The organism is Bradyrhizobium sp. 27S5 (genome assembly GCF_037217225.1).
Taxonomy (GTDB): domain Bacteria; phylum Pseudomonadota; class Alphaproteobacteria; order Rhizobiales; family Xanthobacteraceae; genus Bradyrhizobium; species Bradyrhizobium septentrionale.
Genome location: NZ_CP147714.1, coordinates 8935238 through 8952898, shown reverse-complemented (window position 1 = coordinate 8952898; position 17661 = coordinate 8935238). Strand labels below are relative to the sequence as shown.

17 protein-coding genes, 1 tRNA gene and 1 pseudogene are annotated in these 17661 nt (G+C 64.5%); 15 read left to right on the top strand and 4 right to left on the bottom strand.

The window, feature by feature from the left end; translation table 11 throughout:
* Positions 1-97 precede the first annotated feature (97 nt).
* On the top strand, positions 98-559 hold the full coding sequence (locus tag WDM24_RS42005; RefSeq protein WP_166300067.1) for a MarR family winged helix-turn-helix transcriptional regulator: 462 nt from the start codon (positions 98-100) through the stop codon (positions 557-559).
* A 420-nt stretch (positions 560-979) separates the two neighbouring features.
* On the opposite strand, the gene WDM24_RS42000 is transcribed toward WDM24_RS42005, so the two are convergent.
* From WDM24_RS42000 to WDM24_RS41990, 3 genes are all read right to left on the bottom strand, one after another.
* Entirely contained in the window at positions 980-1216 is a 237-nt protein-coding gene (locus tag WDM24_RS42000; RefSeq protein ID WP_338829876.1) for a GIY-YIG nuclease family protein, read from the bottom strand.
* 167 nt (positions 1217-1383) lie between these two features.
* Positions 1384-1459: transfer RNA gene (locus WDM24_RS41995), tRNA-Ala, on the bottom strand.
* Positions 1460-1554: 95 nt separating this feature from the next.
* The gene (locus tag WDM24_RS41990) at positions 1555-1962 is read right to left on the bottom strand and encodes a TIGR02300 family protein (protein ID WP_338832542.1); all 408 of its coding nucleotides are present in this window, start codon (positions 1960-1962) and stop codon (positions 1555-1557) included.
* A gap of 146 nt (positions 1963-2108) precedes the next feature.
* Between WDM24_RS41990 and aroA the strand changes: the two genes are divergently transcribed.
* Together aroA and cmk are read left to right on the top strand one after the other, a co-directional pair.
* Positions 2109-3446, top strand: coding sequence for a 3-phosphoshikimate 1-carboxyvinyltransferase (aroA, locus tag WDM24_RS41985; protein WP_338829875.1), 1338 nt, complete (start codon positions 2109-2111; stop codon positions 3444-3446).
* Positions 3443-4072 carry a (d)CMP kinase gene (gene cmk, locus WDM24_RS41980; RefSeq protein ID WP_166300061.1) on the top strand — a complete coding sequence of 210 codons (630 nt, stop codon included), beginning with the start codon at positions 3443-3445 and terminating at the stop codon, positions 4070-4072. The genes aroA and cmk overlap by 4 nt, the downstream gene beginning before the upstream one ends.
* A 74-nt stretch (positions 4073-4146) precedes the next feature.
* Here the strand turns inward: cmk and WDM24_RS41975 are convergent, their stop codons facing one another.
* Complete coding sequence (locus WDM24_RS41975) at positions 4147-4320, bottom strand: hypothetical protein (protein WP_338829874.1); 174 nt, start codon at positions 4318-4320, stop codon at positions 4147-4149.
* Positions 4321-4807: 487 nt separating this feature from the next.
* Here WDM24_RS41975 and rpsA point away from each other — a divergent pair, with 487 nt between their 5' ends.
* From rpsA to WDM24_RS41915, 12 genes and pseudogenes are all read left to right on the top strand, one after another.
* Positions 4808-6517, top strand: a complete 1710-nt coding sequence (rpsA, locus tag WDM24_RS41970) for a 30S ribosomal protein S1 (RefSeq protein ID WP_029082478.1) — start codon at positions 4808-4810, stop codon at positions 6515-6517.
* 337 nt (positions 6518-6854) lie between these two features.
* Positions 6855-7832 (top strand): signal peptide peptidase SppA, encoded by a 978-nt coding sequence (gene sppA, locus WDM24_RS41965; protein ID WP_338694231.1) that lies wholly within the window; start codon positions 6855-6857, stop codon positions 7830-7832.
* A 174-nt stretch (positions 7833-8006) separates the two neighbouring features.
* Positions 8007-8333, top strand: coding sequence for an integration host factor subunit beta (locus WDM24_RS41960; protein WP_029082476.1), 327 nt, complete (start codon positions 8007-8009; stop codon positions 8331-8333).
* Between the two features lie 87 nt (positions 8334-8420).
* Positions 8421-8805 (top strand): annotated as a pseudogene (locus WDM24_RS41955) (LapA family protein).
* A gap of 76 nt (positions 8806-8881) precedes the next feature.
* Complete coding sequence (locus WDM24_RS41950) at positions 8882-9583, top strand: phosphoribosylanthranilate isomerase (protein WP_338829872.1); 702 nt, start codon at positions 8882-8884, stop codon at positions 9581-9583.
* A gap of 141 nt (positions 9584-9724) precedes the next feature.
* On the top strand, positions 9725-10942 hold the full coding sequence (gene trpB, locus WDM24_RS41945) for a tryptophan synthase subunit beta (RefSeq protein ID WP_166300053.1): 1218 nt from the start codon (positions 9725-9727) through the stop codon (positions 10940-10942).
* Entirely contained in the window at positions 10939-11775 is an 837-nt protein-coding gene (gene trpA / locus WDM24_RS41940; RefSeq protein WP_338829871.1) for a tryptophan synthase subunit alpha, read from the top strand. Before trpB ends, trpA begins: the two co-directional genes overlap by 4 nt.
* 104 nt (positions 11776-11879) lie before the next feature.
* On the top strand, positions 11880-12821 hold the full coding sequence (accD, locus tag WDM24_RS41935; RefSeq protein ID WP_166300049.1) for an acetyl-CoA carboxylase, carboxyltransferase subunit beta: 942 nt from the start codon (positions 11880-11882) through the stop codon (positions 12819-12821).
* 95 nt (positions 12822-12916) lie between these two features.
* A complete protein-coding gene (locus tag WDM24_RS41930) occupies positions 12917-14161 on the top strand; it encodes a bifunctional folylpolyglutamate synthase/dihydrofolate synthase (RefSeq protein ID WP_414645797.1) in 1245 nt (414 codons plus the stop codon).
* Positions 14162-14302: 141 nt separating this feature from the next.
* On the top strand, positions 14303-15043 hold the full coding sequence (locus WDM24_RS41925; RefSeq protein ID WP_338829869.1) for a metallophosphoesterase family protein: 741 nt from the start codon (positions 14303-14305) through the stop codon (positions 15041-15043).
* A 160-nt stretch (positions 15044-15203) separates the two neighbouring features.
* A complete protein-coding gene (locus WDM24_RS41920) occupies positions 15204-16238 on the top strand; it encodes an IS110 family transposase (RefSeq protein ID WP_338826979.1) in 1035 nt (344 codons plus the stop codon).
* 477 nt (positions 16239-16715) lie between these two features.
* Positions 16716-17582, top strand: coding sequence for a DUF5131 family protein (locus WDM24_RS41915; RefSeq protein WP_338829868.1), 867 nt, complete (start codon positions 16716-16718; stop codon positions 17580-17582).
* The last annotated feature ends 79 nt before the right edge of the window (positions 17583-17661 follow it).

The window sequence follows — 17661 nt, the reverse complement described above, 5'->3', positions numbered from 1 at the left end:
TATAAAATATGTGGCCTCACATTTAATTGTTCGCAATTGAATCCCGGCTCCTGTGAGCCCAGAATGACCCGGAAACGAGATGGATTCGATGGGAATCATGGTCAGGAAACCAACGGCGGCGGATCAGGCGCTGCGGCTCGATAACCAGATCTGCTTTGCGGTCTATTCGACCGCGCACGCCTTCAACCGCGTCTACAAGCCGCTGCTCGACCGGCTTGGGCTGACCTATCCGCAGTATCTCGTGATGCTGGCGCTGTGGGAGCGCGACGACGTGCCGGTGAAGCACCTCGGCGAGCGCCTGTTCCTGGATTCCGGCACGCTGACGCCGCTGCTCAAGCGGCTCGAGGCGGCCGAACTGATCAAGCGGACCCGCAGCACCGACGACGAGCGCCAGGTCCTGATCGCGCTGACGCCGCAGGGCCACGCGCTGCGCGAAAAGGCCAAGGCCGTTCCGCAGTCGATCCTCGCGGCCTCGGACTGCACGGTCGGCGAGTTACTGGCGATGAAGGATGAGATCGTCGCGCTGCGCGACCGGCTGAATGCAGTGCTGGGGGAGTAGGGGGCGGTCTCTTATCCGGGAACGCGGCGCACCCTGTCATGGCATGGCTTAGTCATAACAAGGCTGAGTCATGGCAAGGCTGGCACTCTGCAGGTCTTGCACTGGAAATCGTTGCCGCGTTCGTCGTGAAGAATCTCGAAGCCCTCCGGGATCAGATCGATCCGATTTCTAAAGGGGAGGATCTCCGAGAGCTGAGCATGACCAGTGCGTTGGCACCTGGGGCACCGCAAGAATTCCGTCCAGGTGGAATAGCTCATGTTTCGCGTCCGTTGGCGCCGGATAGGGTAGCAACCAATGGACTTTCGAGCTTTGCTCTAGATCAAAAACGTGTGGCGGATCGCGATAGCAGCTGGCGATGAAGGATCGTCGCGGTGCGCGACAGGGTGAATGTGGAGCTGGGGGCGACGTCCGATTCCCAGGTTAGAAATGCTTCTTCGCAAATGCTCGACCTGAGCCGGATTTTAGGTAGCGCTCGAATGCGACGGCGAGCTTTTGGTCGCTGAATGCAACGTAGGTCCTGAGCCGCCACGGCCCATACTTCGATGTGTGTGGGACTTCACCGGCATTGTGCTTTGCCAGGCGGGCATGCACGTCGTCGGTGGTGCCGACATAGAAATGCTGAGCATCAAGGCTTTCAAGAACGTAGACGTATTTCATGGCGCATCCTCCGCGATGAAGGATACCCAAGCAGTTGGAGTTTGGAACTGAGCAGCTTGCCTCAGCCCGCCGTCGCCCTTCGGGCTATGGCGGGGCAGCCTTCGCTCACTTCGCTACGATGGACTTCCCGGGCTTGCCCAGCCGAAGCTCGCGAAGCGAGCGAAGGCTGGTGGAGCCAGGCGGGATCGAACCGCCGACCTCTTGCATGCCATGCAAGCGCTCTCCCAGCTGAGCTATGGCCCCTTATCCAGTTGGGATGACCCTGGGGGATCGATCCCGGCCCGCGCGGCCTAAGCGACTCGCGCGGCAGCACCGTTGATCATAGATCGGCGCCGATCTCAAGTCTCTTCATCACCGCCGACGTCACCAATGATGTCGGTCACGTCCTCATTGCCCTCTTCCTCGTCGGCGATGAAGGTCGAATCGTCGTCGTCATCGTCATCGATGGTCTCATCGACCTCGATATCGTCCTCGGATTCGGGAACCACGGCCTTGACCTTGCCGGTGTTCTCCTCGGCATCGGCCTCCTCGAGCGAGACCAATTCCTCGGTCTCGGCCGCCTCGGGCATCTCGGCGGCGGTCGCAGGCGAACTGACGGTGGCGCCACGGCCTCTCGGCGGGGCCACGGGTGCGATCGGCACGACCTCGCCGGTGTAGGGCGAGATCACCGGATTCTTGTTGAGGTCGTAGAACTTCTTGCCCGTGGTCGGGCAAATACGCTTGGTTCCGAGCTCGGACTTGGCCAACGTGGTCATCCCAGAATTTTGCTGAAAAACGGTGCTTCACTTGGCTAGTTGAGCCGCCGCTGTCAATAGCGGTTTGTGCGCAAGTGACGGGCGCGTGACGCGGTGTTGCCTATGTGATACCTGCCGCGGCGCGAGAGGACACAATCTTGGCCCATTCTGACATCCCGACCCCGCTGGAATCGCGCGCCTGCGGCCCCCTGGCCGGCAAAGTCCGCGTTCCCGGCGATAAATCGATCTCCCACCGTGCCCTGATCCTGGGGGCGCTTTCGGTGGGCGAAACCCGAATTTCCGGTCTTCTGGAGGGCGAGGACGTCCTCAATACCGCCAAATCCATGCGCGCATTGGGCGCCAAGGTGGAGCGGACGGCCCCGTTTACCTGGTCGGTCGCAGGCGTAGGCGTGGGCGGCTTCGCCCAGCCCTCAGCCGCGCTCGATTTTGGCAATTCCGGCACCGGCTGCCGCCTGGTGATGGGCGCGGTGGCCGGCTGTCCGATCGCGGCCATTTTCGACGGCGACGCCTCGCTGCGCACGCGGCCGATGCGCCGCATCCTCGACCCGCTGGAACTGATGGGCGCCCGGACTAGCGACATCAGGGAGGGCGGCCGGCTGCCGCTCACGCTGCATGGCGCCCGCTATCCGGTGCCGATCGTCTACAAGACGCCGGTCGCCTCGGCCCAGATCAAGTCCGCGGTGCTGCTGGCGGGGCTGTCCGCGCCCGGCATCACCACCGTGATCGAGCAGGAGGCGAGCCGCGACCATACCGAGCTGATGCTGAAGCATTTCGGTGCCGAGATCTCCTCGGAGAAGGAAGGCAGCCACGGCCGCAGGATCACGCTGAACGGCGAGCCCGAGCTGCACTGCGCCGGCGTCGTGGTGCCCGCCGATCCGTCCTCGGCGTCGTTCCCGATCGTGGCGGCGCTGATCGTCCAAGGCTCGGACGTCGTGTTCTCCGACGTGATGACCAATCCGCTGCGCACCGGGCTGTTCACCACGCTGCGCGAAATGGGCGCCTCGATCGAGGAGAGCGATGTGCGCGACGATGCCGGCGAGCCGATGGCGCAATTGCGCGTGCGCGCCTCGAAGCTGAAGGGCGTCGAGGTGCCGCCGGAGCGCGCGCCGTCGATGATCGACGAATATCTGGTGCTGGCGGTTGCGGCCGCCTTCGCCGAGGGCACCACGATCATGCGCGGCCTGCAGGAGCTGCGCGTCAAGGAATCCGACCGTCTTGAAGCCACCGCCGACATGCTGCGGGTCAATGGCGTCAAGGTCGAGGTGTCCGGCGACGACCTGATCGTCGAGGGCCGCGGCCATGTGCCGGGCGGCGGCCTGGTCGCGACCCATATGGACCACCGCATCGCGATGTCGGCGCTGGTGATGGGCTGCGCCTCCGATCGGCCGGTCAAGATCGACGACACCGGCTTCATCGCCACCAGTTTTCCGGATTTCATTCCGATGATGCGCGCGCTCGGAGCTGACTTCGCATGATCATCGCCATCGACGGACCCGCCGCCTCGGGCAAGGGCACGCTCGGCAAACGGCTCGCCCACCACTACGGCTATCGCCATCTCGACACCGGCGTGATCTACCGCGCGGTGGCCTATGCCATGATCGAAGCCGGTGCCGATCTCGGCGACAAGGTGCTGGCGGTGGCGGCGGCGCTCGAGCTCGATCCCGAAAAATTCGGCAATCCGATCCTCAAGACCCAGAAGGTCGGCGATGCCGCCTCGGTGGTGTCGGCCATTCCCGAAGTGCGCGAGGTGCTGGTGAACTTCCAGCGCCAATTCGCCGCCGATCCGCCCGGTGCGGTGCTCGATGGGCGCGACATCGGCACCGTGATCTGTCCGAATGCCGACGTGAAGATCTTCGTGGTCGCCGACCCCCGGGTGCGGGCGCGGCGGCGTACGCTGGAGGCGCGTGCCCGCGGCGAGGACGCCGACGAGGAAGCGGTGCTCGCCGACATTCTCAAGCGCGACGATCGTGACAAGAACCGGGCGATTGCGCCATTGCGGCCTGCGACGGACGCCCACACGCTGGATAATTCCAATCTCGACATCGAGGCCGGCGTCCGCGCCGCCATCGCGATCGTCGAGCAGGCGCGCGCCAGGCGCTGATCCGGCGAGGCTCGGACAAGAAAAAGCGCGATGACGGGATCATCGCGCTCCGTGTTCGGCGTGGACCAGTTGGATCAGTTCTTGGACCAATAGCGGTCGAACGGCAGTTCCTGCTCGGCCATGGTCAGAAGCGGCTGCACTTTTTGGGCCGAAGCGGCGGGCCCGGCCGGTACGGCGCCGGGCAGCGCGGCGACGGCATTTCCAATAGTCAGGACGGCAAACACCGCCAGCACCACAAAGCTTTTCATTGTTAGTCCCCCTGTTTTTAGCGGTGCCATCGTAGTGGGGGGGGCTGCTTAAGGGCGGGTTCCAGGGCGACCCTCCTGCGCCGCATTTCGCGCGATGCGGTCAACAAGGCGTTGAGGCGCAGCCGCGGGCGCGATCAGCCTTAAGCGCCCGTAAATCGGGCATTTCCAGCTTGCCCAAAATGACCTCCGGGGCTATATCAGCGCCGTTCGGAGCGCCATCGACCATGTCGAGGCCGTGTCTGAGCGGGCCGGCGCCGGGTTTTAGCCCTCGCCGCATCTGGAGGAACGCCCGCTCCCAGGTCTTGAAGTCGATATTTTCGTTTCAGGCTCCGGACAATTCAAACGTACCGAACGTGCAGTCATGCTGCCGGCCCGCTGTTGCGCCTCCTGCAACAAGCGGTCGTCAGGGTTTGCGGAACCCTGACACTTCACGCGCGGTGCGCCCATCAACCCGAACGGCCGGCAAGAATCCCGCGCTGGAGAACAAATGGCTTCGAATACTGTGTCTTCCTATACCCCGACCCGCGACGACTTCGCGGCGATGCTTGATGAGTCCTTTGCCGGCGGCAATTTGCAGGAAAGCTCGGTCATCAAGGGCAAGGTGGTTGCAATTGAGAAGGACATGGCCGTCATCGACGTCGGCCTGAAGACCGAAGGCCGCGTCGCGCTGCGCGAATTCGCCGGCCCCGGCCGTGAAAGCGATCTGAAGGTCGGTGACGAAGTCGAGGTGTTCCTCGACCGCATCGAGAATGCGCTCGGCGAAGCCGTGCTGTCGCGCGACAAGGCGCGCCGCGAGGAAAGCTGGGGCAAGCTCGAGAAGGCGTTCCAGAACAACGAAAAGGTCAACGGCGTCATCTTCAACCAGGTCAAGGGCGGCTTCACGGTCGACCTCGACGGTGCGGTGGCCTTCCTGCCGCGCTCGCAGGTCGACATTCGTCCGATCCGCGACGTCGCGCCGCTGATGAACAACTCGCAGCCGTTCCAGATCCTCAAGATGGACCGCCGCCGCGGCAACATCGTGGTGTCGCGCCGCACGGTGCTCGAAGAGACCCGCGCCGAGCAGCGCCAGGAGCTGGTGCAGAACCTCGAAGAGGGTCAGGTGATCGACGGCGTGGTCAAGAACATCACCGATTACGGTGCGTTCGTTGATCTCGGCGGCATCGACGGCCTGCTACACGTCACCGATATCGCCTGGCGCCGCGTCAACCACCCGACCGAGGTGCTGACCATCGGCCAGACGGTGAAGGTCAAGATCATCAAGATCAACCACGAGACGCACCGCATCTCGCTCGGCATGAAGCAACTGCTGGACGACCCGTGGCAGGGCATCGAAGCCAAGTACCCGCTGGGTGCCCGCTTCACCGGCCGCGTCACCAACATCACCGACTACGGCGCGTTCGTCGAGCTCGAGCCGGGCATCGAAGGCCTGATCCACGTCTCCGAGATGTCGTGGACCAAGAAGAACATGCACCCCGGCAAGATCGTTTCGACCTCGCAGGAAGTCGAAGTGCAGGTGCTGGAAGTGGATTCGGTCAAGCGCCGTATCTCGCTCGGTCTCAAGCAGACCATGCGCAATCCCTGGGAAGTCTTCGTCGAGAAGTTCCCGGTCGGCTCGACTGTCGAAGGCGAGGTCAAGAACAAGACCGAGTTCGGTCTGTTCCTCGGTCTCGACGGCGATGTCGACGGTATGGTCCATCTCTCCGACCTCGACTGGAAGCTTCCGGGCGAGCAGGTCATCGACAACTTCAAGAAGGGCGACATGGTCAAGGCCGTGGTGCTCGATGTCGATGTCGAGAAGGAGCGCATCTCGCTCGGCGTCAAGCAGCTCGAAGGCGACCCCTTCGCCGAGCCGGGCGACGTCAAGAAGGGCGCGGTCGTGACCTGCGAAGTGCTCGAAGTGAAGGAGAGCGGCATCGAGGTCCGGATCTCGGGCACCGAGTTCACCACCTTCATCAAGCGGTCCGAGCTGGCCCGTGACCGCAACGACCAGCGCGCCGAACGCTTCGCCGTCGGCGAGAAGGTCGATGCCCGCGTCATCCAGTTCGACAAGAAGGCCCGCAAGGTGCAGGTCTCGATCAAGGCGCTCGAAGTCGCCGAGGAGAAGGAAGCCATCGCGCAGTACGGCTCCTCCGATTCGGGGGCGACGCTCGGCGACATCCTCGGCACCGCGCTGAAGAACCGCGGCACCGACAAGTAAGGCTCGTTCGATCAGATGGACGATTGGGGCCCCGGCGAAAGCCGGGGCCTTTTTTGTTGGTCCCGTAGCCCGGATGGAGTGGAGCGAAATTGTCTTCTCCTTCCCCCTGAAAGAGGGAAGGTCGGGATGGGGGTCAGCCGCGACTGACACTGTATGTGGAGGGAGCAGATCCCCACCCGCTTTGCTCTCGCGAGCAAAGCGACCTCCCTTTTCAAGGGGAGGTTGGGGCCTTGTTTTCTTCATATTGCGTCGCAATTGATGTATTTGGCTAAGCTGATAGTGACGCTGCGACTGCAAAAGGCGCGGATTGCGCGCTGACCATTTCTGGAGAGATCGGATGTCGCTGGATTCAGACGTGATCGTCGACCGCCGCCGGATCAGGCGCAAGCTGACGTTCTGGCGCGTCGCTGCTGCGGTCATTGCGATCGCGGCCATCGTCGGGGTGGGCGTGATCGCCGCCGGCGGGCGCGGCACCTTTGCGACCTCGAACGCGATCGCACGCGTCAGTATCGACGGACTGATCCGCAGCGACCAGGAGCGCGTCGAGGCGCTGGAGCGGCTCGGCAAGTCGAGCTATGCGGCTGTTGTCGTGCATATCAATTCGCCTGGCGGTACCACCGCGGGCTCCGAGCAGCTTTACGACTCGCTCACGCAGTTGAAGGCGAAGAAGCCGCTCGTCGTCGTGGTCGAGGGATTGGCGGCCTCGGGCGGCTACATCACGGCGATCGCCTCCGATCATATCGTCGCCCAGCAGACCTCGCTGGTCGGGTCGATCGGCGTGCTCTTCCAGTTTCCGAACGTGTCCGAATTGCTCAAGACCGTCGGAGTGAAGATGGAGGAGATCAAATCCTCGCCGCTGAAGGCGGCGCCCAACGGCTTCGAGCCGACCAGCCCCGAGGCCCGTGCCGCGATCGACGGCCTGGTCAAGGACTCCTATGCATGGTTCCGTGGATTGGTGAAGGAGCGGCGCGGCATGGATGACGCCCTGCTGGAGAAGGTCGCTGACGGTCGCGTCTTCACCGGCCGGCAGGCGGTCGATCTCAAGCTGATCGATCAGCTCGGGGACGAGAAGACCGCGATCGCGTGGCTGGTTGCGGAGAAGAAGGTCAAAAGCGACCTGCCGGTGCGCAATTACAAGCTTAATCCGCGATTCAGCGACCTGACCTTCCTGCGCACGGCGGCGTCCGTGACACTCGATGCGTTCGGCCTCGGCGGCTTCGCGCGGCGGATCGAGCAGGGCGGTGTGGCCCAGGCGGTCGATCGATTCGGGCTCGATGGCATGCTGGCACTGTGGAGCCCGATGGGAACCGACTAGCCAGCTGTCAAACGCGTACTCATCAGGGTATTCCCGCTCTGCGGGAATCGCCGCATGCCCCAATTGGGCTATTTGTCACGTGATTTCACGACGCTCTAAATCGATTTAGCGTCTTGACAGTGCACGGCATTTTCACGGAAATGGGTCTCCGCAAGAGCCCGGATCCCATTTTCGATGATCAAATCCGAACTTGTTCAGCGTATCGCCGAGCACAACCCGCACCTCTACCAGCGGGACGTCGAGAACATTGTGAATGCGATTCTCGACGAAATCGTCGCGGCGCTGGCGCGTGGCGACCGCGTCGAGCTGCGCGGTTTTGGCGCATTCTCGGTGAAGCATCGGCCGGCGCGCGCCGGCCGCAATCCGCGAACCGGCGAGCATGTGCCGGTCGATCAGAAGAGCGTGCCGTTCTTCAAGACCGGCAAGGAAATGCGCGAGCGCCTCAATCGCGACGCCGACGCGGAAGCCTCCAAGGTCGACGCGCCCAAAGCTGACGCCTAACAAGGCCGACGCCTAACGCGCGACGTCACGCGTTGCCGTGTTGCGGGCGATCTGCCCGCACTGTCTCCATCGCTGCGAGAGATGGTCATGCGAAAGTTCTTCACGGCAGTGGTCGTCATTCCGCTCGGACTGATCTTCATCATCTTTGCGGTCGCCAACCGTCACTGGGTGACGGTGTCGTTCGATCCCTTCAACTCTGTGACGCCTGTGGTTGCGGTCACACTGCCGCTGTTCGTCGTGATCATCGTCTCCGCGATCCTCGGCGTGCTCGCGGGCGGCATCGCGACCTGGTTCAGGCAGGGGCGCTGGCGCCGCGCGGCCCGGCAGCACGAGGCCGACGCCCGCCACGTCCGCACCGAGCTCGCCGACCTCAGGGCCGCCGCCTCCCGGGACGACGCGCAGCCGCCCGGCGCCGGCCCTATCAGGGTTTTACGGGCCCAATGGGCGAGACAAGCAGGGCGCGACGTTGTAGAACCCGCCCCGTCGGACCGGGCTGCACCCCGGTTCCGGCCGCCCGAAAACCCGTTTTGAAGACCCATTTCGAGACCATGCCCCTGCTCGTCAAAATCTGCGGCCTGTCCACGCGCGAGACGCTCGACGTCGCGCTTGAGGGCGGTGCCGACATGGTGGGGTTCGTGTTCTTCCCTCCGTCGCCGCGCCATATCAGCCTCGAAACCGCGCGTGAGCTCGGCAAGCAGGCCAAGGGCCGCGCCGTGAAGGTCGCGCTGACCGTCGATGCCGACGACGCCACCATCGAGAACATCGTCGAGACGCTGCGGCCGGATGTCCTGCAGTTGCACGGCAAGGAGACCACGGCGCGGCTGCGTGATCTCAGGCAGAAATTCGGTCTGCCGCTGATGAAGGCGCTGCCGGTCGAGACCGCAGCCGACCTCGCCCCGCTGCCGGGCTATGCCAGCGTCGCCGACCGCATTCTGTTCGACGCCCGCGCGCCAAAGGATGCCACGCGGCCGGGTGGCCTCGGCGCGCCCTTCGACTGGCACGTGCTTGAAAATCTCGATCTCGCGCTGCCCTACATGGTCTCCGGCGGGCTCAATGCCGGCAACGTCACTGAAGCCGTCCGCGTCACCCGCGCCGGCGGGGTCGACGTGTCGTCGGGCGTCGAGCGCGCGCCCGGCGTCAAGGATCCGGAATTGATCCGCGCCTTCATCCGCGCCGCACGCGCAACCCAACCGTCCTCACCTCTCCCCGTTCACGGGGAGAGGTCGACCGCGCAACGCGCGGGCGGGTGAGGGGCGCCGCAACGATGATCGAGCAAGTGGAGAAACCCCTCACCCCAACCCTCTCAGAGCGAGCTATGCTCGTCTCGGCCCCGCAAGAGCGGGCGAGGGAGTGGAAACAGCCGCGACGCGGCCAGAAGAACTGATGGTTCGATGAATCCTAACCTGCCCAATTCCTTCCGCAGCGGTCCCGACGAGCGCGGGCATTTCGGCATTTTCGGCGGACGCTTTGTCGCGGAAACGCTGATGCCGCTGATCCTCGATCTCGAAAAGGCCTATGCCGACGCCAAGGCCGATCCGGCATTCCAGGCCGAGATGAACGTCTATCTGAAGGACTATGTCGGCCGGCCCTCGCCGCTGTATTTCGCCGAACGGCTCACCGAGCATCTCGGCGGCGCCAAGATCTATCTGAAGCGCGAGGAGCTCAACCACACCGGTTCGCACAAGGTCAACAACGTGCTCGGCCAGATCATGGTCGCGCGCCGCATGGGCAAGAAGCGCATCATCGCCGAGACCGGCGCCGGCCAGCATGGCGTGGCGACGGCGACGCTGTGCGCACGCTTCGGGCTCGAATGCGTGGTCTATATGGGCGCGGTCGACGTCGAGCGGCAGCAGCCGAACGTGATCCGCATGGAAATGCTGGGAGCCACGGTGATCCCGGTGCAGTCGGGCGCGCGCACGCTGAAGGATGCGATGAACGACGCGCTGCGCGACTGGGTCACCAACGTGCACAACACCTTCTATTGCATCGGCACGGTGGCGGGTCCGCACCCCTATCCGATGATGGTGCGCGACTTCCAGTCGATCATCGGCCACGAGACGCGCAAGCAGATGCAGGAGGCCGAGGGCCGCCTGCCGGACTCGCTGGTCGCCTGCATCGGCGGCGGCTCCAATGCGATGGGCCTGTTTCATCCGTTCCTGGACGATCCCTCGGTCGAGATTTTTGGCGTCGAGGCGGCCGGTCATGGACTGACGCAGCTGCATGCGGCCTCGCTCGCCGGCGGCCGCCCCGGCGTACTGCACGGCAACCGCACCTATCTCCTGATGGACGCCGACGGCCAGATCGAGGAAGCGCATTCGATCTCGGCGGGCCTCGATTATCCCGGCATCGGCCCCGAGCACGCCTGGCTGCACGAGACCGGCCGCGTGAAATATCTCTCGGCGACCGACGAGGAGGCACTGGCCGCATTCCAGCTGCTGTCGCGGCTCGAGGGCATCATCCCCGCGCTGGAATCCGCGCACGCCATCGCGAAACTGTCCGAACTCGCGCCGCAGCGGCCGAAGGATCACCTGATGGTGGTCAACCTCTCGGGCCGCGGCGACAAGGACGTGCCGCAGGTCGGTGACATCTTGAAGGGCAGGAAGAAGTGACCACCCGTATCGACGCACGTTTCGCCGCGCTGAAGCAGCAGGGCCGCTCCGCTTTCGTCACCTTCGTGATGGCCGGCGATCCCGACGCCAAGACCTCGCTCGACATCCTCAAGGCGCTGCCGAAGGCCGGCGCCGACGTCATCGAGATCGGCATGCCCTTCACCGATCCGATGGCCGACGGCCCGTCGATCCAGGCCGCCGGCCTGCGCGCGCTCAAGGGTGGCATGACGCTGCGCAAGACGCTGACGATGGTCCGCGACTTCCGCAAGGACGACAATGCCACGCCGATCGTGCTGATGGGCTACTACAATCCGATCTACATCTACGGCGTCGACAGCTTCCTGGCCGATGCCAAGGAAGCCGGCGTCGACGGCCTGATCATCGTCGACCTGCCGCCGGAGGAAGACACCGAGCTCTGCATCCCCGCGATGAAGGCCGGGCTGAACTTCATCCGGCTGGCGACGCCGACCACCGACGACAAGCGGCTGCCGGCGGTGCTCGCCAACACCTCGGGCTTTGTCTACTACGTCTCGATCACCGGCATCACCGGCGCTGCGACTGCCGATTCGAACGCGGTTTCGGAAGCCGTCGCCCGCATCAAGCGCCACACCACGCTGCCGGTCTGCGTCGGCTTCGGCATCCGGACCCCGGAGACGGCGCGCGCCATCGCCGAAAACGCCAACGGCGCCGTGGTCGGCACCGCGATCGTCGACGTGGTGCGGGGTAGCCTCGATGCCGAGGGCCGCGCGACGCCGAAGACCGTGCCCGCGGTGGCCGATTTGGTGTCGGCGCTGGCGCAGGGGGTCCGGGGCGCCAAACAGGCCGCTGAATAAGCCACATTTTGCGGCAACAAGGCCGCCGACGGCGGCTTGCCGGGTTCGCCCGGCCCGCCATATATCCAGCTGGTGCGGGACCGACCCGCATTTCGGAGCGAACCATGAATTGGCTCACCAACGTCGTCCGGCCAAAGATCCGCAACATCCTGCGCCGCGAGACGCCTGAGAACCTCTGGATCAAATGTCCGGATTCCGGGCAGCTCGTGTTCTACAAGGACGTGGAGGCCAACCAGTTCGTGATCCCCGGCTCCAACTACCATATGCGCATGGGCGCGGTGGCGCGGCTGAAGTCGGTCTTCGACAACGAGACCTGGTTCGACGTCGCGCTGCCCGAGGTGACGGCGGACCCGCTGAAATTCCGCGATGAGCGAAAGTATGTCGACCGCATCAAGGACGCCCGCACCAAGACCGGGCTGAACGACGCGATCAAGGTCGGCTACGGCAAGCTCGAAGGCGCCGGCGTCGTGGTCGCGGTGCAGGATTTCGATTTCATGGGCGGCTCGCTCGGCATGGCCGCCGGTGAGGCGATGGTGCGCGGGCTCGAACTCGCGGTCGAGAAGAAGTCGCCCTTCATCGTGTTCGCCGCCTCCGGCGGCGCGCGGATGCAGGAAGGCATCCTGTCGCTGATGCAGATGCCGCGTACCACGGTCGGCGTGCAGATGCTGCGCGAGGCGAAGCAGCCCTACATCGTCGTGCTGACCAATCCGACCACCGGCGGCGTCACCGCATCCTATGCGATGCTCGGCGACATCCAGATTGCCGAGCCCGGTGCGCTGATCGGCTTTGCCGGCGCGCGCGTGATCGAGCAGACCATCCGCGAGAAGCTGCCGGAAGGTTTTCAGCGCGCCGAATATCTGCGCGAGCACGGCATGGTCGACATGGTCGTACATCGCCACGAGATGAAGGGCACGCTGGCGCGGCTGTGCCGCCTGCTGACCAAGTCGCCGGCGCTTGAAACCGCCTCCAAGCCCACCGTCGCCGTCACCGAGCCGGCCCAGATCGTCACGGCGCCGGAGACGGTGCCGGCCGCGCCGCACGCGTGACCGCAAGCGCCGCCCCATCGCAACCCTCGTTCGAGGCGTTGATCGCGCGGATATCGGCGCTGCATCCGAAGCGCATCGATCTCAGCCTCGATCGCATGCTCGGCTTGATGGAGCGGCTCGATCATCCCGAGCGCAAGCTGCCGCCGGTGATCCATGTCGCCGGCACCAACGGCAAGGGCTCGACCATCGCCTATCTGCGCGCGATCCTGGAAGCATCAGGCCTGCGCGTGCACGTCTTCACCTCGCCCTATTTGGTGCGTCTCAACGAGTGCTACCGGCTCGGTGCCGTCGGCGGCGGCAAGCTCGTCGGTGACGATGAGCTGCGCGCGACGTTCGAGGATTGCGAGCGCATCAACGCCGGCAATCCCGTCACCATCTTCGAGATGGAAACCGCGGTGGCGTTCTGCCTGTTCGCCAAGCATCCGGCCGACGTCGCGTTGCTCGAGGTCGGCCTCGGCGGCCGGCTGGATTCGACCAATGTGGTCGAGACGCCGCTCGCCTCGGTGATCGCGCCGGTCAGCATGGATCACATGGAGTTCCTTGGCGACACGCTGACGGCGATTGCGGGCGAGAAGGCCGCGATCATCAAGCGCAAGGTGCCGGTGATCTCTGCCGAGCAGGCCCCGGATGCGATGGCCGTGATCGAGGCGGAGGCGAACCGCATGCGCGCGCCGCTGCATGCGGCCGGCCAGCAATGGCATGTCAGCGTCGAGCGCGGCCGGCTGGTCTATCAAGACGAGCGCGGCTTGATGGACCTCGCCGCGCCAAAGCTGTTCGGCCGGCATCAGTTCGACAATGCCGGCCTTGCGATCGCGACATTGCGGGCGATCGACACGTTCAAGCTCAACATCGCCGCCTATGAGGCCGGCATCGTCAATGCGGAATGGCCGGCGCGGATGCAGCGGCTGGCCTCCGGCACGCTTGTCTGCCAGGGGCCGCAGGGCTCCGAGGTCTGGCTCGATGGCGGCCACAATGCCGAGGGGGGCCGCGTTGCGGCCGCAGCACTCGGCGATCTCGAGGAGCGGGTGTCGCGGCCGCTGGTCGTGATCGCGGGCATGATGGGCAACAAGGATGCCAATGCCTTCCTCGCCAATTTCGCCGGACTGACGCGCCACATCATCGCGGTCCCGGTGCCCGGCCGCGACAACGGCATGGCGCCTGACAAGCTGGCGGACGCCGCGCGTGCACTCGGGATGCGTGTCGAGATCGCTGGTGGCGTCGACGCCGCGCTGCAACGGCTCGCCACGCTGGCCTACGAGGTGCCGCCGCGCATCCTGATCACCGGCTCGCTGTACCTTGCCGGCCCGGTGCTTGCGGCCAACGGCACGCCTCCTGCATGATCGATCCCGTGTCCCGGACGCGGAGCAGCGCGCAGCGATGCTCCGCAGAGCCGGGACCCATCTCGACACAATGGGCCCCGGCTCAGCAGCGCACCACTGCCTGCGCCGCGTCCGGGGCACGCAAGAGGGGCAACCGACACCATGCGCTTTGCTGCGATCGCCGACATTCACGGCAACCACCTCGCGCTTGAAGCCGTTCTGTCGGACATCCGCGCCCAGGGAATTTCAGACATCGTCGATCTCGGCGACATGGTGAGCGGGCCGCTCGACGCCCGGCCGACCATCGATATGCTGATGGCGCTCGATGCGGTCCATCTGCTCGGCAATCACGATCGCTATCTGATCGACCGTCCGCATGAAAAAATGGGCCCATGGGAGCGGCTGACTTACACCCAGCTCGAGCCGCGGCATCTCGACTGGCTGCGCACGCTGCCGGCGAATGCGATCTATCGCGACGAGGTTTTCCTCTGTCACGCAACGCCCCAAGATGACGAGACCTACTGGCTCGACACGGTGCTGCCGGGCGGCGAAGTTTTGATGTCCACGCTAGAGACGATCGAGGCGAGGGCCGCCGGCGTGAGGCAATCGCTGATCCTGTGCGCACACACCCATATCGCCCGCGCGGTGCGGTTGCGCGACGGCCGGCTGATCGTCAATCCCGGCAGCGTCGGCTCGCCCGGCTATCGCGCGGGCAAGCCGCATCCGCATGTCGTGGAGGCCGGCTCGCCCGATGCGCGTTATGCGATCCTCGAACGGGTTGATGGCGACTGGGATGTGACCTTCCGCCACATCCCGTACGATCACGCCGCGATGGTCGCGCTGGCGCGGCAGCACGGCCAGGCCGAGCTCGCCTCGGCGCTGGCGACGGGATGGATTCGCTGATCCGTAGATGGGGTAACGGGCCGGCCGCCCGCTCGCTACGGCGCGATTTGGAAGCGCGCTCGCGAGCGGCCTGTTGGTTGGAAGGCGGTCGTCCCTCAAACTGATGGTGTCAATAAACGGAGTCGGGCAAGCCCGCTCCAAGCATCATTAAGGGACGACCATGTACCACTATGCAGGAATCGACGTGTCTTTGGAATGCTCGAGCGTCTGCCTTGTCGATGGGACAGGTAAGATTTTGCGCGAGGCGAGGGTTGCGAGTGAGCCGGAGGCCTTGATCACCTGGTTGCGGTCGCTGGGGTTGGTGCTGGAACGGATCGGGCTGGAGGCTGGTCCGCTGTCGCAATGGCTCTACGCAGCGATGCGGGATGCGGGCCTGGCAGTCGAACTGTTGGAGACGCGGCACGTCCGCGATGCCTTCAAGGCGATGCCGGTGAAGTCGGACCGCAACGATGCCCGCGGGATCGCGCAACTGATGCGGCTGGGCTGGTTCCGGCCGGTGCACTGCAAGTCGATCGAAGCGCAGGAGACGCGGGCGGTTCTGACGGCACGCAAGCTGCTGCAGTCCAAGCTGCGCGACATCGAGAACAGCCTGCGCGGCGTGCTCCGCGGCTTCGGTCTGAAGGTCGGCACGACCACCGAGCGCACGTTCGCCGAACGCATCCGGGAGCTCGTAGCGGGCCATCCCGGACTTGAGATCGTGGCACAGGCGCTGCTCGAAGCCCACGCCGTGCTGCGGCGCGAGTTCAATGGCCTGGATAAGCACACCCAAAAGCTCGCCAGGTCGCACCCTCAAGCCCGCCTCCTGATGACGACACCGTCCGTCGGCCCGATCGTGGCGCTTACCTACGCCGCGGCGGTCGACGACCCGAAGCGCTTCCGGTCCTCGAAGGCGACGGGAGCGCATTTTGGCCTCACCCCGAAGAAGTACCAATCGGGCGAAACCGACTATACCGGCCGCATCAGCAAGATCGGCGATGCCTCCGTGCGCGAGGCGCTCTATCAGGCGGCTCACGTCATGCTGACCAAGCCGGTCAGGAACTGCTCGGCGCTGAAAGGCTGGGCGATGCGGATCGCCCGGCGCGCAGGCCTGCGCAAGGCCAAGGTGGCGCTCGCACGCAAGCTCGCCGTCGTTCTGCATCGCATGCTCGCCGACGCCAAACCGTTCAACCCGATGGCCAAGGCCTCGGCAACCTAAGCAAGGAGCAGCAATCGGTTCTGGGCGGGCCACGACACCAGGCTCTCCCTGAGCGAGGTCCCTGCGCCGGGACGATGGATCCGGTCAGGCCGCCATCCGGGAAGTGGCTCACAACCACGCTTCCGTAGATTGGCCGGCCGGCTCCTCAATGCACCCCATCAGGCGACGGCCTTCGCGCCGATCCCGTACAGAAGCAAGTGCCCGGCGAGTGGATCACGCAAAAAGGGATTGACTTACAAAGGCCCGTTACAGAAGCCCGGATGAAGCGCAGCGAAATCCGGGGACGCTGCGTGCCAATGCGAAGCGACCGACGTGACCGTTCTGTTCGCGGCATCGATTTCCCTCTCTCCTGCGGATTGTCCGTAGGGGGTAGGGGGTCTTTGCCTGCTCGCTCCCTCAGCTCGGGTTCTAGAAAACGAACTAACGAAATCTCAGAACTTGTGAGATTCTATCGAGGAAGAAGGGATTCCCTGACGAATGGCGCAAAATTCGACAATCGAGTGGACCGATTCCACCTTCAATCCGTGGGTCGGATGCACCAAGATCGATCGGCCTCGCAATGCGCCATCGGCCTGTGACTTCTGCTACGCTGAGGGATGGTCGAAGCGCAGCGGTCACGTCAAATGGGGCAACCACCCGCGGCGTAGGACTACTGAGTCGTACTGGCGCGCGCCGTCCAAGTGGAACGCGGGTGCTGGCGAATTTCAGCGCCGAAACGGTCGGCGCCAGCGCGTCTTCTGCGCTTCGTTGGCGGACGTGTTCGACAACCAAGTAGACCCCACCTGGCGATCTGACCTGTGGCGGCTCATCCGAGAGTGCGCGGAATTGGACTGGCAACTTCTCACAAAGCGGCCGCAGAACATCCGAAAAATGCTTCCCGATGATTGGGGGCAGGGATATGCCAACGTCTGGCTAGGCACGACAGCCGAGGATGCGGAAGCCTACCAACAACGCGGGAAGCACCTATTGGCGGTACCTGCCGCCGTGCACTTCGTGAGCTACGAGCCGGCAATGGGACCGCTCGGCCCCCTTCCGATAGCGGGAAAAGTGCCAAGTTGGGTAATTCTCGGTGGAGAAAGCGGTGTTGCTTTGGACAAGACAAGGCCTACGCGCCCGCAATGGGTCAGGGATGCCATCGCGGAGTGCCTCAGGGTTGGAGTAGCTCCCTTTCTCAAGCAATGGGGCCGATACGCGAACAACCCACTAGTGGTTGAGGATGGTATGAGCGAAGGCGACGCTCGCGCGGCGGACCCGCTTTCAAACGGCAAGGGTGGTGGGCTTCTCGATGGCCGATTTTATCGAGAGTTTCCAAAAACATTGGGGGTTTCTGTCGCCGCCGCTTGAGGCTGCTGCCCCGATGTTCCAGCATCGGTTGTATGAGCAAGCAGGGTAGCCTTTTCGTAGACCTTCCGCCGCCAACAGA

Bases quoted from the DNA above. Each gene is read 5' to 3' on its own strand.
- sppA (WP_338694231.1), top strand. From the start codon at position 6,855: ATGTCGCTGGATTCAGACGTGATCGTCGACCGCCGCCGGATCAGGCGC.
- trpB (WP_166300053.1), top strand. From the start codon at position 9,725: ATGAATCCTAACCTGCCCAATTCCTTCCGCAGCGGTCCCGACGAGCGC.
- WDM24_RS42000 (WP_338829876.1), bottom strand. From the start codon at position 1,216: ATGAAATACGTCTACGTTCTTGAAAGCCTTGATGCTCAGCATTTCTAT.
- WDM24_RS42005 (WP_166300067.1), top strand. From the start codon at position 98: ATGGTCAGGAAACCAACGGCGGCGGATCAGGCGCTGCGGCTCGATAAC.
- WDM24_RS41950 (WP_338829872.1), top strand. From the start codon at position 8,882: ATGCCCCTGCTCGTCAAAATCTGCGGCCTGTCCACGCGCGAGACGCTC.
- WDM24_RS41920 (WP_338826979.1), top strand. From the start codon at position 15,204: ATGTACCACTATGCAGGAATCGACGTGTCTTTGGAATGCTCGAGCGTC.
- rpsA (WP_029082478.1), top strand. From the start codon at position 4,808: ATGGCTTCGAATACTGTGTCTTCCTATACCCCGACCCGCGACGACTTC.
- WDM24_RS41915 (WP_338829868.1), top strand. From the start codon at position 16,716: ATGGCGCAAAATTCGACAATCGAGTGGACCGATTCCACCTTCAATCCG.
- WDM24_RS41925 (WP_338829869.1), top strand. From the start codon at position 14,303: ATGCGCTTTGCTGCGATCGCCGACATTCACGGCAACCACCTCGCGCTT.
- WDM24_RS41960 (WP_029082476.1), top strand. From the start codon at position 8,007: ATGATCAAATCCGAACTTGTTCAGCGTATCGCCGAGCACAACCCGCAC.
- accD (WP_166300049.1), top strand. From the start codon at position 11,880: ATGAATTGGCTCACCAACGTCGTCCGGCCAAAGATCCGCAACATCCTG.
- WDM24_RS41975 (WP_338829874.1), bottom strand. From the start codon at position 4,320: ATGAAAAGCTTTGTGGTGCTGGCGGTGTTTGCCGTCCTGACTATTGGA.
- WDM24_RS41930 (WP_414645797.1), top strand. From the start codon at position 12,917: ATGCTCGGCTTGATGGAGCGGCTCGATCATCCCGAGCGCAAGCTGCCG.
- cmk (WP_166300061.1), top strand. From the start codon at position 3,443: ATGATCATCGCCATCGACGGACCCGCCGCCTCGGGCAAGGGCACGCTC.